General features: G+C 74.4%; 16 protein-coding genes and 1 tRNA gene. 9 read left to right on the top strand and 8 right to left on the bottom strand.

Annotation, left to right across the window (positions count from 1 at the left end):
• Positions 1-235: 235 nt before the first annotated feature.
• The 3 genes from NQU54_RS40205 to NQU54_RS40195 form a co-directional block, all read right to left on the bottom strand.
• On the bottom strand, positions 236-1,252 hold the full coding sequence (locus tag NQU54_RS40205; protein ID WP_257635307.1) for a chitinase: 1,017 nt from the start codon (positions 1,250-1,252) through the stop codon (positions 236-238).
• 159 nt (positions 1,253-1,411) lie between these two features.
• Positions 1,412-2,809, bottom strand: a complete 1,398-nt coding sequence (locus NQU54_RS40200) for a sensor histidine kinase (RefSeq protein ID WP_257635306.1) — start codon at positions 2,807-2,809, stop codon at positions 1,412-1,414.
• A complete protein-coding gene (locus NQU54_RS40195; RefSeq protein WP_173963286.1) occupies positions 2,806-3,519 on the bottom strand; it encodes a response regulator transcription factor in 714 nt (237 codons plus the stop codon). The genes NQU54_RS40200 and NQU54_RS40195 overlap by 4 nt, the downstream gene beginning before the upstream one ends.
• A 42-nt stretch (positions 3,520-3,561) precedes the next feature.
• On the opposite strand from NQU54_RS40195, the gene NQU54_RS40190 reads away from it, so the two are divergent.
• Entirely contained in the window at positions 3,562-4,149 is a 588-nt protein-coding gene (locus NQU54_RS40190) for a hypothetical protein (protein WP_232639000.1), read from the top strand.
• A gap of 84 nt (positions 4,150-4,233) precedes the next feature.
• Here NQU54_RS40190 and NQU54_RS40185 read toward each other — a convergent pair whose 3' ends face one another.
• Both NQU54_RS40185 and NQU54_RS40180 read right to left on the bottom strand, forming a co-directional pair.
• A complete protein-coding gene (locus NQU54_RS40185) occupies positions 4,234-5,124 on the bottom strand; it encodes a spermidine synthase (RefSeq protein WP_257635305.1) in 891 nt (296 codons plus the stop codon).
• Positions 5,125-5,232: 108 nt separating this feature from the next.
• A complete protein-coding gene (locus NQU54_RS40180; RefSeq protein WP_257635304.1) occupies positions 5,233-5,742 on the bottom strand; it encodes a hypothetical protein in 510 nt (169 codons plus the stop codon).
• Positions 5,743-5,928: 186 nt separating this feature from the next.
• On the opposite strand from NQU54_RS40180, the gene NQU54_RS40175 reads away from it, so the two are divergent.
• The gene (locus NQU54_RS40175; protein ID WP_257635303.1) at positions 5,929-7,350 is read left to right on the top strand and encodes an NsdA family TPR-like regulatory protein; all 1,422 of its coding nucleotides are present in this window, start codon (positions 5,929-5,931) and stop codon (positions 7,348-7,350) included.
• Between the two features lie 15 nt (positions 7,351-7,365).
• On the opposite strand, the gene NQU54_RS40170 is transcribed toward NQU54_RS40175, so the two are convergent.
• Positions 7,366-7,959: a histidine phosphatase family protein gene (locus tag NQU54_RS40170; RefSeq protein ID WP_069863917.1), complete on the bottom strand. Its 594-nt coding sequence runs from the start codon at positions 7,957-7,959 to the stop codon at positions 7,366-7,368.
• Between the two features lie 306 nt (positions 7,960-8,265).
• On the opposite strand from NQU54_RS40170, the gene NQU54_RS40165 reads away from it, so the two are divergent.
• From NQU54_RS40165 to NQU54_RS40135, 7 genes are all read left to right on the top strand, one after another.
• Positions 8,266-9,291 (top strand): phosphatase PAP2 family protein, encoded by a 1,026-nt coding sequence (locus NQU54_RS40165; RefSeq protein WP_257635302.1) that lies wholly within the window; start codon positions 8,266-8,268, stop codon positions 9,289-9,291.
• Complete coding sequence (locus NQU54_RS50605) at positions 9,212-10,828, top strand: hypothetical protein (RefSeq protein WP_257635301.1); 1,617 nt, start codon at positions 9,212-9,214, stop codon at positions 10,826-10,828. Before NQU54_RS40165 ends, NQU54_RS50605 begins: the two co-directional genes overlap by 80 nt.
• Entirely contained in the window at positions 10,819-12,525 is a 1,707-nt protein-coding gene (locus tag NQU54_RS40155; RefSeq protein WP_257635300.1) for an ICP22 family protein, read from the top strand. The genes NQU54_RS50605 and NQU54_RS40155 overlap by 10 nt, the downstream gene beginning before the upstream one ends.
• Positions 12,525-13,907: an AAA family ATPase gene (locus tag NQU54_RS40150; RefSeq protein ID WP_257635310.1), complete on the top strand. Its 1,383-nt coding sequence runs from the start codon at positions 12,525-12,527 to the stop codon at positions 13,905-13,907. The genes NQU54_RS40155 and NQU54_RS40150 overlap by 1 nt, the downstream gene beginning before the upstream one ends.
• 226 nt (positions 13,908-14,133) lie before the next feature.
• On the top strand, positions 14,134-14,499 hold the full coding sequence (locus NQU54_RS40145) for a DUF8844 domain-containing protein (protein WP_257635299.1): 366 nt from the start codon (positions 14,134-14,136) through the stop codon (positions 14,497-14,499).
• A gap of 127 nt (positions 14,500-14,626) precedes the next feature.
• Positions 14,627-15,391, top strand: a complete 765-nt coding sequence (locus NQU54_RS40140) for a bifunctional DNA primase/polymerase (RefSeq protein WP_257635298.1) — start codon at positions 14,627-14,629, stop codon at positions 15,389-15,391.
• Positions 15,392-15,447: 56 nt separating this feature from the next.
• A tRNA-Lys gene (locus NQU54_RS40135) sits at positions 15,448-15,521 on the top strand.
• Positions 15,522-15,634: 113 nt separating this feature from the next.
• Here NQU54_RS40135 and NQU54_RS40130 read toward each other — a convergent pair.
• The gene (locus NQU54_RS40130; RefSeq protein ID WP_257635297.1) at positions 15,635-16,936 is read right to left on the bottom strand and encodes a nucleotide disphospho-sugar-binding domain-containing protein; all 1,302 of its coding nucleotides are present in this window, start codon (positions 16,934-16,936) and stop codon (positions 15,635-15,637) included.
• Positions 16,937-17,033: 97 nt separating this feature from the next.
• Entirely contained in the window at positions 17,034-17,741 is a 708-nt protein-coding gene (locus NQU54_RS40125) for an SDR family NAD(P)-dependent oxidoreductase (protein WP_257635296.1), read from the bottom strand.
• Positions 17,742-17,872: the final 131 nt, after the last annotated feature.

Genomic DNA, 17,872 nt, shown 5'->3' with positions numbered 1-17,872 from the left:
GGGGCGGGGGACCCCCGGGGGCTTGGGGGCCGGGCGGCCGGGGGGGGGGGAAAGGGGGGGGGGGGGGGGGGGGGGGTTCCCGTCCGCGCCCCGCCGTGTGGGGGGTGCCGTGGGGGGTGGGTGATGTGGGGCTTCATGCGGCCGACGGACGGTGTGGGGCCGCCCCGATGTCAGCCGTCGCTGCTGTCAGCTGTTGCGGCTGCCAGCTGTTTGCAGCTGGCAGCTATCGCGGCCGTCAGCTGTTGTAGGCGGCGAACGCCTTGGCGAAGGCGAACTCCTCCTGGTCGATCGAGCTGCACGTCGGCGATGCGGTGTCCTGCGGGCTCGGGCACTGCTTGTCGCGGGTCGCGGACCACATCGACAGCCACGCCAGCCCCTTGGACTTGGCGAACTCCACCAGCTGGGAGGCGTCGTCGACCTTGAATATCTCGTTCTTGACGTCATTGACGCCGATCATCGGGGTGACCGCGACGGCCTTCCACGCCTCGTCGTCGCTCAGCCCGAGGGCCTCCTTGATCTGGCCCTGGGTCGCGGTGGCGGCGTCGATGGCGTACTGGCCCATGTCGCCGTCGAAGGAGGCGCCGTAGTCCATCGCCATGATGTTGACGGAGGAGACCTTCACCCCGTTCTTCTTGGCGTCGGCGACGAGGTCCACACCGTCCTGGGTGAGACCGGTCGGGAGCACCGGCAGGGTGAAGGAGACGTCCAGGTCCGAGTGCTGCTCCTGGAGCTTGGCGATGGCCTGGGCGCGGCGGGTGTTGGCCTCCTTGTTCGGAAGCGCGCTGCCCTCGATGTCGAAGTCCACCTTGGTGAGCTTGAGGGCGTCCACGACCTTGCCGTAGGCCGCGGCGAGCTCGTCCGCCGAGGTGCAGGCCAGACCCAGTTCGGAGCCGGAGGCACCGCCGAAGGAGACCCGGACGTCACCGCCGGCCGCCCGCAGCTTCTCGGTCTGGTTGGCCACCTCGTTGTCGCCGACCTCGGTGACGCCGCCCCACTTGGGGGTACAGCCGCCACCGGAGGTGATGAAGGCGAGGTTGAACTGCTTGACGCCGGTCTTCTCGGCGGCGCCCACCATGTCGTAGGCGGGGTAGAGCGAGGTGTCGATGTACGGGGCAAAGCCGCCGGCCGCCGCCGCGGCGGGCTTCTCGGAGACGGTTCCCGCGTTCGCCGCCCCGCTGAGCGCGAACGCCGTGCCACCGGCCAGGACGGCGGCGGCGGTCACGCCGATCACCTTGGTGGTCCGGCTTGCCATGCGACGGTGCGTACTGCTCATCAGGTGCCTGCCTTCGCTTTACGGATGTGGGGGGAGATGGTGCGGGCGACACGCTAGCGAGGGGAAGTCGGACAAACGGCAGGATCCGTGCACCAGCCACGGATCTTATGGCTGCCTTAAGGAACCCATCGGCGGCGATTAATGCTCCGCGGGCTCCCTGGTGCGGCCACGGGTCCTCTTCTTACGGCCGCGCCGCCGCTGCCCCGGGCCGGCGAGGCCGCCGCCGTTCAGCGAGAGCCACACCCGTACCTCGGTGCCGCCCAGCACCGACCGCCCGATCCGCAGATCGCCGCCCGTGGACTCCGCGACCCGGCGCACGATGTCCAGCCCGAGGCCGGTCGAGCCAGGACCGCCGTCGCCGTGGCCCCGGCGGAGCGCCGCGTCCGGGTCGGCGATCCCGGGGCCCGCGTCGGAAACCAGGATGATCACTGAATTGCTGGCGTCCCCACCATCGTGGACGTCCACCGCGAGCGCGGTGCCCTCGGGCGTGTGCCGGAAGACATTGCCGAGCAGGGCGTCCAGGGCCGCGCCGAGTTCGGGGCGGGCGACCGGCACCCGTACGGTCCGGTCGACCCCGGCCAGCCGCACCGTACGGTCCTCGTCCTCGGCGAGCGCGGACCAGAACTCCATCCGCTCCCGGATCACCTCGGAGGCGTCACAGCCGGAGGGGGTGTGCGTCTTCTGCTGGCGCGCGGTGCGGATGATCTGGTCGACCTCGCGCTCCAGTTTGGCCACGGCGGCGCGGGTCTGCTCGGCCGCGGGTCCCTCGCCCAGCGAGGCGGCGTTGAGCCGCAGCACGGTGAGCGGGGTACGCAGCCGGTGGGAGAGGTCGGCGGCCAGCTCACGCTCACTGGCCAGCAGTTGGACCACCTGGTCGGCCATGGAGTTGAACGCGGTGGCGGCCGCCCGGAGTTCGGCCGGGCCGTCCTCCGGGACGCGCACCCCGAGCTCGCCCCGGCCCAGGTCGTGGGCGGCCTCGGCGAGCTGCCCGGCAGGGCGCACCAGCCGGGTGCCGAGCCGGTCGGCGATGGCGACCGCGCCCACGATCAGCGCGAGGCCCACGCCCGCCAGCACCAGCCAGGACGTGGTCACCCCGCTGGTGACCAGGGCACGCGGCACATACACCTCCACGACCGCGACCTGACCGCTGCTCAGCGCGGTCGGCTGGAGCAGTGCGTAGCCCCCGGGGGCGTCGGACACCGAGGCGCGGCCGAGCCGCCGCGCGGTGGTCAGCTCGCCCTTGGGCGCACGGCTCTTGCCGAGGTCGTAGCCGCTGCCCGGCTCGCCCGGATCATCCGGGACATGCACCGCCATCCGGCCGTCCCCGCCCGCCTGGGTGCTGGCGACCGCGCGCTGGAGCCGCGCCCGCTCGGTGGTGATGGCGAGCGCCGGGCCGATGGTGGCGGCCTGCCGCTCGGCGTCGGCGAACGCCCGGTCCCGGGCCAGCTCCTTGACGACGAGGCCGAGCGGTACGGCGAAGGCCACCACGACCATCGCGGTGACGGCCAGGCAGACCTTGACCAGGGCCCATCTCACGTGTGCTCCGCCGGTGGCTCCAGTTTGACGCCGACCCCGCGCAGCGTGTGGAGGTAGCGCGGCCGGGCGGCCGTCTCGCCCAGCTTGCGGCGCAGCCATGACAAATGGACGTCTATGGTCTGGTCGTCCCCGTACGCCTGGCGCCAGACCTCGGCGAGGAGCTCCCTGCGCGGTACGACGACACCGGGCCGCCCGGCGAGATAGGCGAGCAGGTCGAATTCGCGCCGGGTCAGATCGAGCGTCACCCCGTCCAACTGGGCCTGGCGGCGCAGCGGATCGACGGCCAGCCCGCCGACCCGGAGCACCGTGGGGAGCGCCGCCGCACCGCCCGGCTCCCCCGCCCCGCCGCCGCGCGCACGGCGCAGCACCGCGGTCATCCGGGCGGAGAGATGGGCCACGGAGAACGGTTTGACCAGGTAGTCGTCGGCACCGTCGTTGAGCAGCCGGACGATCTCGGCCTCGTCGTCACGGGCGGTGGCCACGATGACCGGCACATCGGTGATGCCCCGCAGCATCTTGAGCGCCTCCGCCCCGTCCAGATCGGGGAGGCCGAGGTCCAGGATGACGACGTCGAACCCGATCTGCGCCACCTCGCGCAATGCCTCCAGGGCGGTGCCGACGCTGCGCACGGTATAGGACGCCTCGGTCAACTGCCGTATGAGGGCTGAGCGTACGAACTGGTCGTCCTCGACCACGAGCACACTTGCCATGACCGGCACCGTACGCCATTCGGGTGAGGCAAGATGAGAAAGATGCAAAGAGGTCTGGTCCAATGTCTGGCGTGGGTGCTGGCGACCGGCGCCGCGGTCACGCTGTCGTGGTACGGCGTGCGGACAGTGCTGACCGGTACGGCCTACGATCCGCCGCGCGCGCTGCCGATCACGGACGGCTCCCGCTCGGCGAGCGGGGCCTGGTCCTCCTCGACGCATCGGCCCAAACCCCCTTCGCCCGCCGCGACTTCACCGTCCGCCCCGTCTTCGCCTTCGCGTCCCGGGGCGGACAACGAGGGAGCCGAGGGAGCCGATGGGGACGGGAAGACGGGGTCCGGTTCGGCCGGGGGCACCCGGAAGCCGACCCAGGCACCGACCCGGCGGGAGTCGGCGCGGCCGGAGGAGAGCGGCGAGGTACGCAGCTATCCGGCCAAGGGCGGCCGGGCGGTCTTCGACATCCGGGCGGCATCGGCGGAGCTGGTATCGGCCACACCGGACGGCGGATGGCAGATGCAGGTGTGGAAGCAGAGCGAGTGGATCCGGGTGGACTTCGTCTCCGGGGCCGACACCACCACGATCTTCTGCACCTGGCACGACGGCCCGCCCAAGGTCCGCATCGACGAGCACTGAGCGCTCCGCGCACCTCCGCTCAGCGCCCTCCGGTCCGCTCCGGTCCGTTCCGGTCCGCCTCCGGTCGGGTCAGGTCGAGTCAGGTCAGGTGAAGACGGCGGGCGGCGGGGCCGGGGAGGGAGCGGCGGTCGCGTCGGTGACCGGGGCCGCGCCGCCGGTGAAGTCCGTGAGCGCACGGCCGTGTTCCACCCGGGCGGGGTACGGATCGCCCGCGGCGCGCCGGGTGAGCTCGGCCAGCGGCAGTTCGCGGTCGGCGGCAAGCAGCACGGCGTTGCCGAAGCGGCGGCCGCGCAACAGGGCGGGGTCGGCGGTCAGACACACCTCGGCGAACACGGCGCGGGCGGTGGCGATCTGGGCCTTGAGGTGGGCCAGCGGCGGGCCGTCGGCGAGATTCGCGGCGTAGAACCCATCCGGGCGCAGGGCGCGCCGCACCTCGGCGAGGAACTCCACACTGGTGAGATGGGCGGGGGTGCGGGCCCCGCTGAAGACATCCGCGACGATCAGATCCGCCCAGCCGTCGGGCACCTTGGCGAGCCCCGTCCGCGCGTCCGCGCCGCGCACCCGTATCCGGTCGCCGGGGTCCAGCGGCAGCTCACGCCGGACGAACTGGACGAGCGGGGCGTCGATCTCGATGATCTGCTGGGTGGAGCGGGGGCGGCCGGCCGCGATGTAGCGGGCGAGTGTGAAGGCGCCGCCGCCCAGATGGACCACGTGCAGCGGGCGGCCGGGAGGGGCGGCGAGATCGGCGATATGACCGAATCTGCGCTGGTACTCGAAGTCGAGATGGGCGGGGTCGTCGAGATCGACATGCGACTGCGGCTTGCCGTCGAGCAGCAGCGTCCAGCCGCGGGGCCGGTCCCGGTCCGGCACGAGCTCGGCGAGCCCCCCGTCGACGGATGCGGTGGCCGGCACGGGGCCGCGTCCCCGTGCCGCTCCGCGCCCGCGCGCGGCTCGCTTGTTCGTGCCTTTCGCCATGTGTCCCAGTATGCGGCGCACCACTGACAGCGGGTCGCCGGTGTGGAGGACGCGGCTGGTCACCGCCGATGGCCGGTGCTCATCACCGACGGCGGCGGTCACCCGGGTTCACTGGCAGCGGTCGACGGCCTCGATCGTGCGGGCCGCCTCGCCGAGCGCCGCCCGGAGTTCGGCGGGGTCGGTGGCGACCGTGTACGCCGCGTCGGGCGGCACCAGCCAGCCGGTGCCGGTGCCCGGCGGCGCCTCGACCCCGGCCGCCGCGGCCGCTAAGTCCCCGGGTGCGGGGGCTTCGGCCGGGGGGTCTCCGGCTTCGGCGGGGGCGCCGGTGCCGGAGCCGGTATTTATCCGGATCCCGCGCCCGGAGGTCTGGGTGCACGCCGAGCCCGGCAGGTCCCAGCCGTCCGCCGTACCGGGCGGGACCAGGAAGCCGAGGGTGTCGCAGGCGTTGTCGTGCAGGACGGGACCGAGGCCGTCGCACGCACGACGCAGGATGTCCACCGCCTCCAGCCCCTGCCGGGCGGGCACGGTGACGAGATCGCAGTCATGGCGCTGAGCGTGCTGGGGGTGCTGGGCAGTCGTCCGTGAGCGGCTGATATCCACTCCGGCCTCCCTCTTCATCGGGTCGCACCCGGTTCAACGCGCGGCGGTGTCAACGGCTACGGCCGAATGCCGCCGTAAAGGATGGCAGTTCATGGCAGATCATGGGAGGGATGTAACGTTTGCCGGAAATCTCCGAGTGTCGCCGATCCCACGGCCGGTACGGTTCTCCCCCGCCCACCTGGCATCACCAAGGGAGAGGCTCAGATGGCGCCGCTTCCAGAGCCCTCGCCGCCCCGGCCGAACACCGCGTTCCGCCGGCTGCGCGGACAGCTCTCGCCCTCCGAGTTCGCGGCGTCCGTACGCCGTGCGGCCCGTGAGATCGGCGAGCAGGTCTCCTGCGACGCCCGCTATATCGGCCGCGTCGAGTCAGGAGCGATCCGCTGCCCCAACTACGCCTACGAGCGCGTGTTCCGCCATATGTTCCCCGGCCGCACCCTTACGGATCTCGGCTTCGCCTCCCGGGAGTCGGTGCGCGGCCATGGAGCCCGCGGCCCCGTGTGCCCTTCCGTCCCCGTCGTCCCTGTCCCCGTACCCGGCCCGCGGCTCGGGGCCCCCGAGTCCGAGGGCAAGGGGACCGTCGACATCTTCGAGGAGAGCGAACTCCTACGGCGCTCGTTCGTGGCCGGTGGGGCGGCGGCCGCCGCCGTGGCCGCCGTTCCCCGGGCCGGGACGCCGCCCCGGCGGACGGGGCGGCGGGTGGGCGAGGCCGAGGCCGCCGCCGTGGAGGAGGCCGTACGGCGGATCCGGGTGCTGGACGACCGGCACGGCGCCGACCCCCTCTACGCACACACCGCCAAACCGCTGAGCGCCGCCTACGCACTGCTCGACGCGGGCGGCTACAGCCGCTCGATCGCCGAGCGGCTCTGCACGGGCGCCGGTGAACTGGCCATCTCGGTGGGCTGGCTGGCCCATGACTCCGGGCGGCTGTCCGACGCGCGGTCCCACTACGCCGAGGCTCTGGCCACCGCACGCGTCTCCGGCGACGCCGCCCTGGAGGCACACACGTTCTGCAACACCGCCTTCCTCGCCCGCGACGCCGGACGCCCCCGCGAGGCCGTACGGGCGGCGCAGGCGGCCCAGCGGGTCGCCGAGCGGCTCGCCTCACCACGGCTGCTGTCGCTGCTCGCGCTGCGCGAGGCCGGGGGGCTCGCCTGGCTGACCGACCGTGGCGGCTGTGAGCGGGCGCTGCTGCGCGCCCGGACGCTGTTCGGGCGCGGGCCCTGCGACGCCGACCCCGAGTGGATGAGCTTCTTCGGCGAGGCCGAGCTGGAGGGGCTGGAGGCGCAGTGCTGGTCGGCGCTCGGCGATTGGCAGCGCGCCGTGGAGCACGCACGGCGCGCGGTCGCCCTCCAGAACCCCCACTTCACCCGCAATATCGCGCTGTTCACCACGGAGCTGGCGAGCGATCTGGTGGCCGGGGGCGCGCCGGACGCGGCCGCCGCCGCGGCCGGCCGGGCGCTGAGCCTGCTGGACCAGGTGAAGTCGTCGCGGATCCGCCGGATGCTCGACGACACGGCCCGGATACTGCGTCCTTACGGTCGCGATGAGGCGGTCGCGGACTTCCTCGCCCGCCATGAGGCGGCCGTCGCCCGTCCCGAGGCGGCCGGCCGCACCAGCCCGGTCTGACGCCGGTCCGGGGCCTCAGGCGAGATGACCGGTGTCGTTCCAGCGCTCGATGGCGGGTTCGCCGTAGGCCCAGCCGAGCACCGACAGGGACGTCGGATCGAGCCGGATGCGGGCGGCGAAAGAGGCGTCGTAGCCGAGCCAGCGGGCGCCCAGCGTCCGCAGGATGTGGCCGTGCGCGAAGACCAGCACATCGCGGTCGGCCGAGCGCGCCCACTCCACGACCTCGTCCGCCCGAGCCTCGATCGAGGCGATCGGCTCGCCCTCGGGCACCCCGTCGCGCCAGATCAGCCAGTCGGGCCGGATGGCCTTGATCTCGGCGGGGGTCATCCCCTCGTACGCGCCGTAGTCCCACTCCAGGAGCGCGTCCCACTCCCGCGCGCGGTCGCCGAAGCCCGCCAGGTCACAGGTCTCCTTCGCCCGCGACAGCGGGCTGGTGCACACCTCGGTGTCCGGGAGGCCCGCCCAGGGGCCGTGGTGCAGCCGCTCGCCGAGCAGCTTGGCGCCGCGCCGCCCCTCGTCCAGCAACGGAATGTCCGTACGGCCGGTGTGCTTCCCGGAGAGCGACCACCGCGTCTGTCCGTGCCGGGCCAGGAGGATGCGTGGTGCCATGGGGTACTGCCTTCTTTCACCGGTCTCGCACCGCCGCCCCGCCGTGCGCCATTACACGCCGCTGCCTGCGGTTTCATGCACTTCGCGGGACCGGCACATGGCCGGTCGCCATCCCCCCATCATCGCGCACGTGATCGGCGGGCAACCTCCGGGTCACTCCTGGCGTCTTCCAGGCTGCGCGCGAGTCCGCCGGGGTCCCGGAGCGGGCGCGCACGCGGACGGGGGCGGTGCGTGGGTCGCTTCGCCTACACCGTACGGTTGACCGCGCGCCTTTTTGTGGCCGCCTGATCTTTGGAGAGCGTCCGAATGCCCCATACCGTGCCCCGTGCCGGAGCAGCACAGGGCAGTCGGCCCCGTTGGTGGACCGAACTGCCGCTCATAGCGGTGGTGTACGCCGCGTACTCGGCCGGTCGGCTGCTCGCTCGCGGCGATGTGTCCACCGCCGTCGATCACGGTCTGGCGATCCTCCATTTCGAACAGCGGCTGAACATCGACTTCGAGTCGCCGCTGAACGACATCTTCACGGCCCACGCGGCGATAGGCATACCCGCGGACTTCGCCTACGCCTCACTGCACTACGTCCTGACCCCGGCGATCCTGATGTGGCTGTGGAAGCGCCGGAAGGCATCGGACTACCGCTTTCTGCGCACCTGGCTGCTGGTCTCCACGATCATCGGACTCATCGGCTTCACCCTGCTCCCGACCTGCCCGCCGCGCCTTCTGGAGGCGAGCCACGGCTTTGTCGACACCATGGCGCAATACGGCTCGTACGGCTGGTGGGGCGGCGACGCCAGCGCTCCGCGCGGACTCGGCGGGCTGACCAACCAGTACGCGGCGATGCCCAGCCTCCATGTGGGATGGGCGCTGTGGTGCGGGATCGCCCTGTGGCGGCACGGACGCTCGGTGTGGACCAAGATCGGCGCGGTCGGCTATCCGCTGGCGATCACGATCGTGGTCATGGGCACCGCCAACCACTACTTCCTGGACGCCGCCGCGGGCGCCGTCGCCATGGGGCTCGGGGCGCTGCTGACCGGCCCGGCGCTGCGGCTCGCCGACACGGTGCGCACCCGCCTGCGCCCGGCCCGCGAGATGGCCACCGCCGCCCGAACCGCGGGGGTGCCCGCGAATGTCGGTGACAAGTGCGAGACTTCGGCGCGTGAACGGGAACGGATCCCCCGGCAGCAGGGCGGGGGCGCGGACAGGCGGCGCAAGGACGGTGCCGCGGACGACGGCGGCCGGGGAGCCGGTGCCGGTGCCGACGGCCGGAGCACCACGGCCACGGGCGGCACGGCCCCCGCGGCAGGCGACGGGGCTGCGGCAGCGGCTCGCTGAGCTGCGCGGCCCGGCCACCACTCCCCGTCCGATGGACGCCCGTGCGCTGGCGGCGCTGGCCGCCAACCCGGGCTGCCGCCGCCGCGCGCTGCTGGACGGGGCCGGGGTCGACAAGGGCGCGCTCGCGCAGGCGCTGGGGGCTCCCGCGAACTTCGGGCAGTCGCAGTTCGCGCATCAGCGCGGCAACTCCTTCGAGGCCCGGGTCAAGGCGGACGGCGGCGCGGATCTGGTGCGGCTGCTGCACGAGCGGCTGCGCGACGGCACGGAGCCGCCGGGCCCCGGCGCCGTGGCGACCCCCGATCTGGCCGCGCCCGGCCCACAGGGCCGCACGGCCCGTACGGCGCTCGCGCTGCGCGAGGCCACGGAGGCGGGGCGCTGGGCGCTGCTGGACCATCCGATGGTGAGCCTGGACGTCGCGGGCTCGCCCGCCTTCCTGGAGCCGGACGCGGTGGTGGTCCACCCCGACGGATCGTGGACGGTCGTCGAGATCAAGTCCTTCCCCATGGTGGACGGCTCCGCCGACCCGGCCAAGGTGGGCGCGGCCGCCCGGCAGTCGGCGGTCTACGCCCTGGCGCTGGAGCGGGTGGCGTCGATGATCGGCGAACCGCCGGAGGGCGGCGACGACGCGGCGATGGCTCCGGGCGCGGCGGGCCCGGCGAACGCGGCTGAGACGGCCGGGGCGGCGGACGCGGCGGACGCGGCGGGCGTGGTGGTCCCGGCGGAGGCGGCGAGCCCGGCCGGGACGGCGGAGGCAGCAGCCCCGGCGGAGGCAGCAGGCCCAGCGGAGGCAGCAGGCCCGGTGGTCCCTGCACCCCCGGCGGAGGCGGCGGACGCGGCGGGCCCGGTGATCCCGGCGGAAGCGGCAACCCTGGCCGGGACGGCGGACGCGGCAGGCCCGGCGGACGCGGCAGGCCCGGTGATCCCGGCGGACCCGGCAGAGGCGGCGGAGGCGGCAGACCCGGCTGGAGCCACAGCCCCGGAGGGCCCGGCCGCACCGGCGGGCCCGGCCCCTGCGCGGGCCCGGGTGCGCCATCAGGTGCTGCTCGTATGCCCCAAGGACTTCTCCAACCTGCCGACCGCCGAAATGGTCGACGTGCGCAAGCAGCTGGCGGTCACCCGGCGGCAGTTGGACCGGCTGACCCGGATCGAGGAGATCGCCGCCGCGCTCCCCGAGGGCACCACCTTCGACCTCCGGCTCACCGACGACGGCCGGACCCCGACCCGGCCGCTCGAGGAGCTGACGGCCGCCGTGGACGCGGTGGACGCCGCGTACGCCCCGGAGTGCCTGTCCGCGTGTGAGCTGGCCGCCCACTGTCGGACACGGTCCCGTGGGGCGGGCCTGGTCGAGGCGCTCGGCCGTGGTGTCCGGGGCGAGCTGGGCGGGCTCACCACCGTGGGCGCCGTCCTTACGGCCGCCATGGAACGCTCCGCCGACGACATCCCCACCGGCGACCCCGCCGTGGACGCCCTGCGCCGCGCGGCGGCCCTGCGTGCCGAGGCGCTGGCGTCCCGCCCCGAGGCGGTGGCATGTCGCTGATCACCACCCTGGCCCGGATGGAGGCGGTCCGGGAGGGGCGGGCCCAGCCCCTGACCACCGTGCGCCACCGCCATCTGTCGGAGCGCCCGCTGGCGTTCGTCCCGCTCACCACCGCCGGTGAGGCGGGTGCGCCGCTCGGGGCGATGGTGGGCACCGACCGGGACGCGCCGCGGCTGCTGATCGTGGCCCAGCCGCGCGACCGCGATCTGCGGTTCGCGTTCCTCGCCGAGCTCGCCGAGGAGATCCAGCCGTATCTGGACTCGTACGCGGACGGGATCGAGCTGGAGGAGCGCAAGGAGACGGATCCGGAGACCGGTAAGAAGGTGCCGGTCCAGGTCGAACTCTGTGAGGACGCGCCGCAGCTGCTGGTGCCGAGCGCCGCGGGCGTGGCGTTCGTCCGGCTGCTGGGCCGCTCGATGCGGTTCCGGCGGACTGCCGAGCAGGACCCGGAGACGCCTTTCCCCGCGCCCGCGCGGGTGCCGCTGCTCGGCCGCTGGCTGACCCACTACGGGGAGCGGTCGCGGGTGCCCGGCTCATGTCTGCTGCTGTCGCTCACCGAGCTGCTGAGCCGGCACTGGGCGACCGGGCAGAGCAATCTGGAGGATCAGCACCTGGGCTCGCTGCTGGCCTGGGTCGACCCCCCGGAGGGCGTATCGGGTGCGGAGGCAGCGCTGCGGGCGGAGTCGGAGCGGGACGCGCACGGCCAGTTGCGCTGCCCGCCCGCCGGTCCGGCCACCGACCCCGCCTTCGACAACAAGCTGCTGGCACCGGCGATGTCCCGCTACGACGCGGCGCGTGCCGAGGCGTCACAGGGCGTGGCCGGGGGCGAGGCACGGCTGCGGCTCGCCGAGGAGGAGCTGCGCCGGCTGCTGGCGTCACAGCTGCGGCCCACCTGGGACGCGCTGTGGCGCGGGGTGGACCTGCTGCGCTCCCTCCCGGAGGGCGCGCGGGTGACGGACCGCTGGAGGCGCGACCGCTGGTCCTACACCGGCCACCGGGACCGGGTCAGGGCCGGGGAGCCGCCGCAGCCCAAGCGGGACGACGCGGTGACGGCCGCGCAGAAGCTGGCCGCGCGCGAGACCGCGCAGGCCCAGCTGGATGCCCATGAGGCGCTGGACGATCCGCTGGTCATGGCGGGGCGGCGGCTGGCCGGAGAGGCGTTCGCGGGCGAGGTGATCGATGTGGAGATGGCCTGGTCGGACGCGAAGGTGCCGCGCCCGCGCCCGCTGGTCACGGTCCGCACCGAGGACCGTCCGCACCTGGCCGAGCGGGTCAAACTGCACCGGGTCGTGGCCGACGGCAAGGCGCAGAGCGGGGAGTTCGCCGGTTTCGCGGACATGGACGGGCCTGAAGGAGCCGACGAGTCCGGTGAGAGCGACGAGAGCGGCGGAGCCGGTGGCGCGGACGCTTCGGATGATACGGGTGCTTCGGGCGCCGAGTACGGCCCCGGCGGTGCGGCCCGTGCGCTGGTGGTGCGGCTGACCGGCGGAATGGGCCGGGGCAAGCAGCCCGAGCCGGGCACGGTGCCCGAGAAGGGCGACCGGGTGTGCTGGACGCTGTTCGAGCATGCCCCGCGCGGCGGCCCGGAGCTGCCCGACCCGGAGAGCACGCCATGGACCCACGGCGGCCCGCCGGACGCCGCCGCCCCGGCCCAGGGCCCAGAGCCCGACCCGATGACCGAGGAGGACTATCTGTGATCGGCGCGGACCCGGCCGCCGCCGCGGCCCACACGGGCCGTGCCCGCGCGGGCGAGCCGTTCGACCCCTCGGCCGCGGCGGCGCGCGCGACCGAGGCGATCCTGCGGGACACGCTGCACGGGGCGGACCGCGGCGTCGTGGTGGACTCCCCGCCCGGTGCGGGCAAGTCGACGCTGGTGGTGCGCGCGGCGCGGGAGCTGGCCGCCGCCGGGCGGCCGCTGATGGTGGTCGCGCAGACCAACGCCCAGGTGGACGACCTGGTGGACCGGCTGGCCACGGCGGATCCCGACCTTCCGGTGGGGCGGCTGCACAGCAGCGATCCACACCCGTACGACCCGGTGCTCGACGGGCATGCGGCGGTCCGCGCCTCCGCGAAGATCGCCGACCTGGCCGGGCTCGACATCGTCGTCTCCACGGCCGCGAAGTGGGCGCACATCAAGAACGTCGAGCCGTGGCGGCACGCGATCGTGGACGAGGCGTACCAGATGCGCTCCGACGCGCTGCTGGCGGTCGCCGGGCTGTTCGAGCGGGCGCTGTTCGTGGGCGACCCGGGGCAGCTGGACCCGTTCAGCGTGGTGGGCGCCGACCAGTGGGCGGGGCTTTCGTACGATCCGTCGGCGAGCGCGGTCACCACTCTGCTCGCGCACAATCCGCGGCTTCCGCAGCACCGGCTGCCGGTGTCCTGGCGGCTGCCGGCCTCGGCGGCCCCGCTGGTCTCGGCCGCGTTCTATCCGTACACGCCGTTCCGCAGCGGCACCGGCCACGGCGAGCGGCGGCTGAGCTTCGGAGTGGCCTCCGACGGCACGGGGCCGGACCGGGTGCTGGACGAGGCCGCCGCATCCGGCTGGGGGCTGCTGGAGCTGCCCGCCCGGCGCACTCCGCGCACCGACCCGGAGGCGGTCGCGGCCGTGGCGCAGGTGGTGCGGCGGCTGCTGGACCGGGGCGCGGTGGCGGTCAGCGAGCGGTCCGAAGAGCCGCTTCCGGTCGCGGCGGACCGGATCGCGGTGGGCACGGCACACCGGGACCAGGCGGCGGCGGTCCGGGCCGCGCTGACGGGGCTCGGGGTCTCCGGCGTCACCGTCGACACCGCCAACCGCCTCCAAGGGCGTGAGTTCGATGTCACGGTCGTTCTGCATCCGCTGTCCGGGCGCCCGGACGCCACGGCCTTCCATCTGGAGACCGGGCGGCTGTGCGTGCTGACGTCGCGGCACCGGCAGGCGTGTGTGGTGGTGTGCCGGGCGGGCGTGACCGAGCTGCTGGACGAGCATCCGTCCACGGAGCCGGTGCAGTTGGGCGTGACGGTGAAGTTCCCGGACGGATGGGAGGCGAATCACGCCGTGCTGGCGCATCTGGCCGAGCACCGCGTGGCATGGCGGCCGTAAGGGCGTGAGGCGCGACCCCGGCGGCCGTAAGGACGGCGCGTCCGCGGCGGGCGTACGGTCCGTCACCGGTAGTGAGGGGTCCGGCCATGGTTCAGGGGGCGATGGGGTGGGGAGAGACCCCAGGTCGGCGGCGTACGGCGGGGGCGCCCTTGTCCTACGCGCGACAATGGAGACAACAGGACCACCACGAACCGTATGTGCCTCACGACCCAGGAGGAGAGATCACATGCCCGAGCCGGAATCGGCTCACGGCCGGCATGGCTCCGCGCCCCGGCGGCTGAAACCAGCGCCCCTGCTCTTCGAACCGGCCGCCGCGGCCTCGGACGAGGCGCACTTCTTCGACCTGGAGTCGATCGAAGACCCACGTGAGCTGCTGTCCCGCTCGACGGAGCTGGTGCTGGCGTTCCGTGCGGCGACGGACCGGGCCATGGAGTTCCAGGCGATGGCGGCCGCGCAGCTCGCCGACCCGAGGCGGTTCGATCGGCTGACCCCCGCCGTGATCGCCGAGCGCGCCGAGTGGACCGAGGACTACGCCAAGAAGATGGTCGAGTTCGGTCGTGAGCTGATGCGGGGCGGCGAGGTGCCGGACTGACGGCACCGGACGGACGGCAGGCGTGAGCCCGGGGCATATGCGGGCGGAAGGTACCGGATGCCGCCACCCGATGTCCCGGTTTCGTCTCATCTCTCTACACGTCATCGCCGACGGTAAAGGTGGAAACATGAGCAGAACGCCTCAGGACTCACTTCACGCCGCCGTCTTCGTCACCCCGGCCGGTGCGGACTGGCTCGCCTCGGCCAGCGCCTCACCGCGCGGTGTGCAGGCCCTGTGGGCCGGGGCCCCGACCGCCCCCGTGACGCTGCCCTGCGGCACGGCGTTCGACGTGATCAGCATGGACGCGCTCTTCGGCCGCCGGGTGGTGGGCCGGTTATGGACCGACGGGCCCGGCACCGGGCCGGTCGCGGCCCAGGGCGGCCGGGTGATGCTCTTCGCCGCCCCGGGGACCGCCCAGCGGCTGCCGGCGCTGCTCGGCTGGGAGGAGTGGCGCGCCGCCGCTCCCCCGCTGCTCTGCTACGGGCGGGGCGACGCGGTGACCGTGCCGCCGCTGTTCCCGCCGGACCCCGATCCACCGGCGACGGCGCCGCTGGAGCAGGACGCCCTGGAGCACGGTGCTCAGGAGCCGGGCGCGAGGGAGCCCGGAACCCCGGAGTCCGGCGTTCCGGAGCCCAGCGCCGTGGAGTCCGGCGCCGTCGAGTCCAGCACTCCCGAGCCCGGCGTCCCGGAACCCGCCGTCCCGATGCCCGGCGGAACGCGGGAGTCCACTCCGGCGCCATCGCCTCGCTGGCTGGTCGCGCCCGATGTCCGCAACCCCTGGCTGCCCGGCCCCGAGGTGCTGCTGTGGGCCTGTGTGAGGGCGGCCCGCACCGCCGGTAATGATCTTGTCGGCACGGCTGTGACCAGCGCACCCGCCGTCTTTCCGAGCTGAAACTTATCGATTTTCGCTCCGTGGCGTCCGGGTGCTAAGGTCTCCTACGTCAGCAGGCGCCGCTAGCTCAGTTGGTTAGAGCAGCTGACTCTTAATCAGCGGGTCCGGGGTTCGAGTCCCTGGCGGCGCACAGACAGCGAAAGGCCCCTCACTTCGGTGGGGGGCCTTTCGCATGGCCTCACGCGCGAGGAGGGGCCTTCGCGTATCACGGCCGCCGCAAGGCCGGGTCGCGCATGACGGCCCTCATACGGCCGGGCCCGCGAGCCGGGTGACCGCCCGCACCGCCTTGTCCGGGCCGGGCATCGCGAGCGCCTCACGGCGCAGCACATGCGCCGCCGCGACGTACGAGGGCTGCTCCAGCAGTGCGAACAGGTCCAGCGCCAGCCGGGCCCCCGCGGCACCCGCCCCGCGCCGTGTGCCGTCGAGGGCATCGGCGGGCAGGTACATCCCGGCGCCCGCCCGCGCCAGCCGCGCCCCGTTCAGCTGGTGCTCCAGACGGGGCGCGACGACCAGCTGCGGCACCCCGGCCATGGCGGCGGCCAGCACCGACGCGCCCCCGCCCTGGTGGAGCAGCGCCCGGCAGCCCGGCAGCACCCGGTGCAGCGGCCCGGCGGGCGGCCGCCCCTCGGCGGCGCTCCCGACCCGGACGACCTCCACGCCCCGCGCCTCCGCGGCACACAGAGCGACCCGTACGGCGTCCGGCGGACCACCGGCGTCGTCCCACGCCGCGCACACCCGCACCGGTCCGGAGCGCCTGGGGCCGCCCGGTCCGCGCCGCCCGTTCGACGCGGCGGCCCGGCGCCCGAGGTACGGCCCGGCACGGCGGGCCCCGTACGGCGACGGCGCCTCATCCAGGGAATTCGGCAACCCCAGCGGGCGCGTAGCACCCGGCGAGCCCGGCGGCGATCCGCCCTGGGGAAGGAAGCGCACCGGCAGCCGCCGCGCCCGCGAGGGCAGCGCGAGGCTCGGCGGGCAGGGATCGAGCCACAGGTCAGGCTCGCGCGACGGGTCGGCGCCGTAGCGCCGCATCAGCCGGGCGTAGCCGGGCAGCGGCGGGCCTTCGAGCCGCTGCCGGTCCAGCCGCAGGACGGCCGCGCTCCCCCACAGCTGACCGACGGCGGGCACCCCCAGCGCGCCCGCGGCCACCGTGCCCGCGTAGGCGCTCGCGTCGTGCACCACCACCTCCGGCTGCCAGCAGCGGGCGAAGGCCACCAGCCCCTGGGCCATCGCCTCGGCGATCCGCACCTGACGATCGCCGCACGCGCGCAGCACTCCGTGCTGCTCCGGGGTGAGCGCGGCGGGCCGCACCGGCCAGTCCGTCGGCCAGACGCCGCGCGGGCGCCGCGCCGGGTCCGGCGCCCTGACCACCGCCATGGGCAGGGCGCAGATCTGCACCGGCACCAGGCCGGCGCGGGCGACGGCCGCCGCGCATGCGGACGGCACCGCGACCCGCACCTGATGCCCGGCCTCGAGCAGGGCGCGCGCCAGCGGCACCATGGGGACGAGATGGGCGCCCGAGGCCCAGGTCGTGAACAGGACGCGCACGGTGACCTCCCGCGGAGTCGAGCCGGCCGGACCGCCCCGTCCGGCCGATGGACATGACACCGAGCCGACTCATCACATCCCGCGCTCCTCGGCGGGCTCAGCGGCGCCCCGCGAGCGTCAGCGCTTCGCCGGTGACCGTGCCGTTGGCCGCGGAGCACAGGAAGAGGAGGGTGCGGGCGATGTCCTCGGGGGTGGTGGGCGGCCGGTCGGGCGGGGTGGGCCCGGGGCATACGGCGTTGATCAGCACTCCGTCGCCGCCCACCTCGTCCATCAGACCGCGGACCAGACCGTGCAGCCCGGCCCGCGCCACCGCGTGGAACTCCCCGCCGGGATCGCCGTCCGCTGCGTACGGCGCGGCCACCAGCGCGATCCGGCCCCAGCCGCGCTTGCGCATCCCGGCGAGGGCCCACTGGACGGTGCGGATCGCGGGCGCGAAGCCGTCGGTGACCAGCGGCCGCCAGTGCTCCTCCGATACGTCCTCGAACCGGGTGTGCGGCTCGCGTCGCGCACCTCTTCGCCGGGCGGTCGCCACCAGCACGTCCAGCCCGCCCCAGCGCTCCTCCACGGCGGCCACGACCCAGCGCGGCGACGCGGCGTCGTCCAGGGCGTACGGCACGGCGAAGGCCCTGCCCCGGTCGGATCCGGACAGCTCGTCGGCCAGCGCCTCGGCGGCCTCGCGGCGGTGCCGGAAGGCGAGCGCGACCCGGGCGCCCTGCTCCGCGAAGGCGCGCGCGGCGGCCCGGCCGATGGCCCCGGTGGCCCCGGTGACCAGGACCGTGCGCCCCTCCAGGCCGAGGTCCAACATGGGCACTCCTCGCGGTCGTTCCCACTGAGAAGGCCATGGTCGCCGCCGTGACTCGAGGCAGCCTCGACCCGCGCCCGCCCCTGCCGGGATGTGGCGGCCGTCCGGCGTTCGCCGGAGCGACTTCCGGCGTT

Source organism: Streptomyces malaysiensis subsp. samsunensis (assembly GCF_024519315.1).
GTDB classification, from domain to species: Bacteria; Actinomycetota; Actinomycetes; order Streptomycetales; family Streptomycetaceae; genus Streptomyces; species Streptomyces malaysiensis.
The sequence above is the reverse complement of the archived record's forward strand: the minus strand, read 5'-3'. Positions and strand labels throughout refer to the sequence as shown.

Bases quoted from the DNA above. Each gene is read 5' to 3' on its own strand.
- NQU54_RS40140 (WP_257635298.1), top strand. From the start codon at position 14,627: ATGAGCAGAACGCCTCAGGACTCACTTCACGCCGCCGTCTTCGTCACC.
- NQU54_RS40155 (WP_257635300.1), top strand. From the start codon at position 10,819: ATGTCGCTGATCACCACCCTGGCCCGGATGGAGGCGGTCCGGGAGGGG.
- NQU54_RS40175 (WP_257635303.1), top strand. From the start codon at position 5,929: ATGGCGCCGCTTCCAGAGCCCTCGCCGCCCCGGCCGAACACCGCGTTC.
- NQU54_RS40195 (WP_173963286.1), bottom strand. From the start codon at position 3,519: ATGGCAAGTGTGCTCGTGGTCGAGGACGACCAGTTCGTACGCTCAGCC.
- NQU54_RS40170 (WP_069863917.1), bottom strand. From the start codon at position 7,959: ATGGCACCACGCATCCTCCTGGCCCGGCACGGACAGACGCGGTGGTCG.
- NQU54_RS40165 (WP_257635302.1), top strand. From the start codon at position 8,266: ATGCCCCATACCGTGCCCCGTGCCGGAGCAGCACAGGGCAGTCGGCCC.
- NQU54_RS40190 (WP_232639000.1), top strand. From the start codon at position 3,562: ATGCAAAGAGGTCTGGTCCAATGTCTGGCGTGGGTGCTGGCGACCGGC.
- NQU54_RS40205 (WP_257635307.1), bottom strand. From the start codon at position 1,252: ATGGCAAGCCGGACCACCAAGGTGATCGGCGTGACCGCCGCCGCCGTC.
- NQU54_RS40185 (WP_257635305.1), bottom strand. From the start codon at position 5,124: ATGGCGAAAGGCACGAACAAGCGAGCCGCGCGCGGGCGCGGAGCGGCA.
- NQU54_RS40145 (WP_257635299.1), top strand. From the start codon at position 14,134: ATGCCCGAGCCGGAATCGGCTCACGGCCGGCATGGCTCCGCGCCCCGG.
- NQU54_RS40125 (WP_257635296.1), bottom strand. From the start codon at position 17,741: ATGTTGGACCTCGGCCTGGAGGGGCGCACGGTCCTGGTCACCGGGGCC.
- NQU54_RS40180 (WP_257635304.1), bottom strand. From the start codon at position 5,742: ATGAAGAGGGAGGCCGGAGTGGATATCAGCCGCTCACGGACGACTGCC.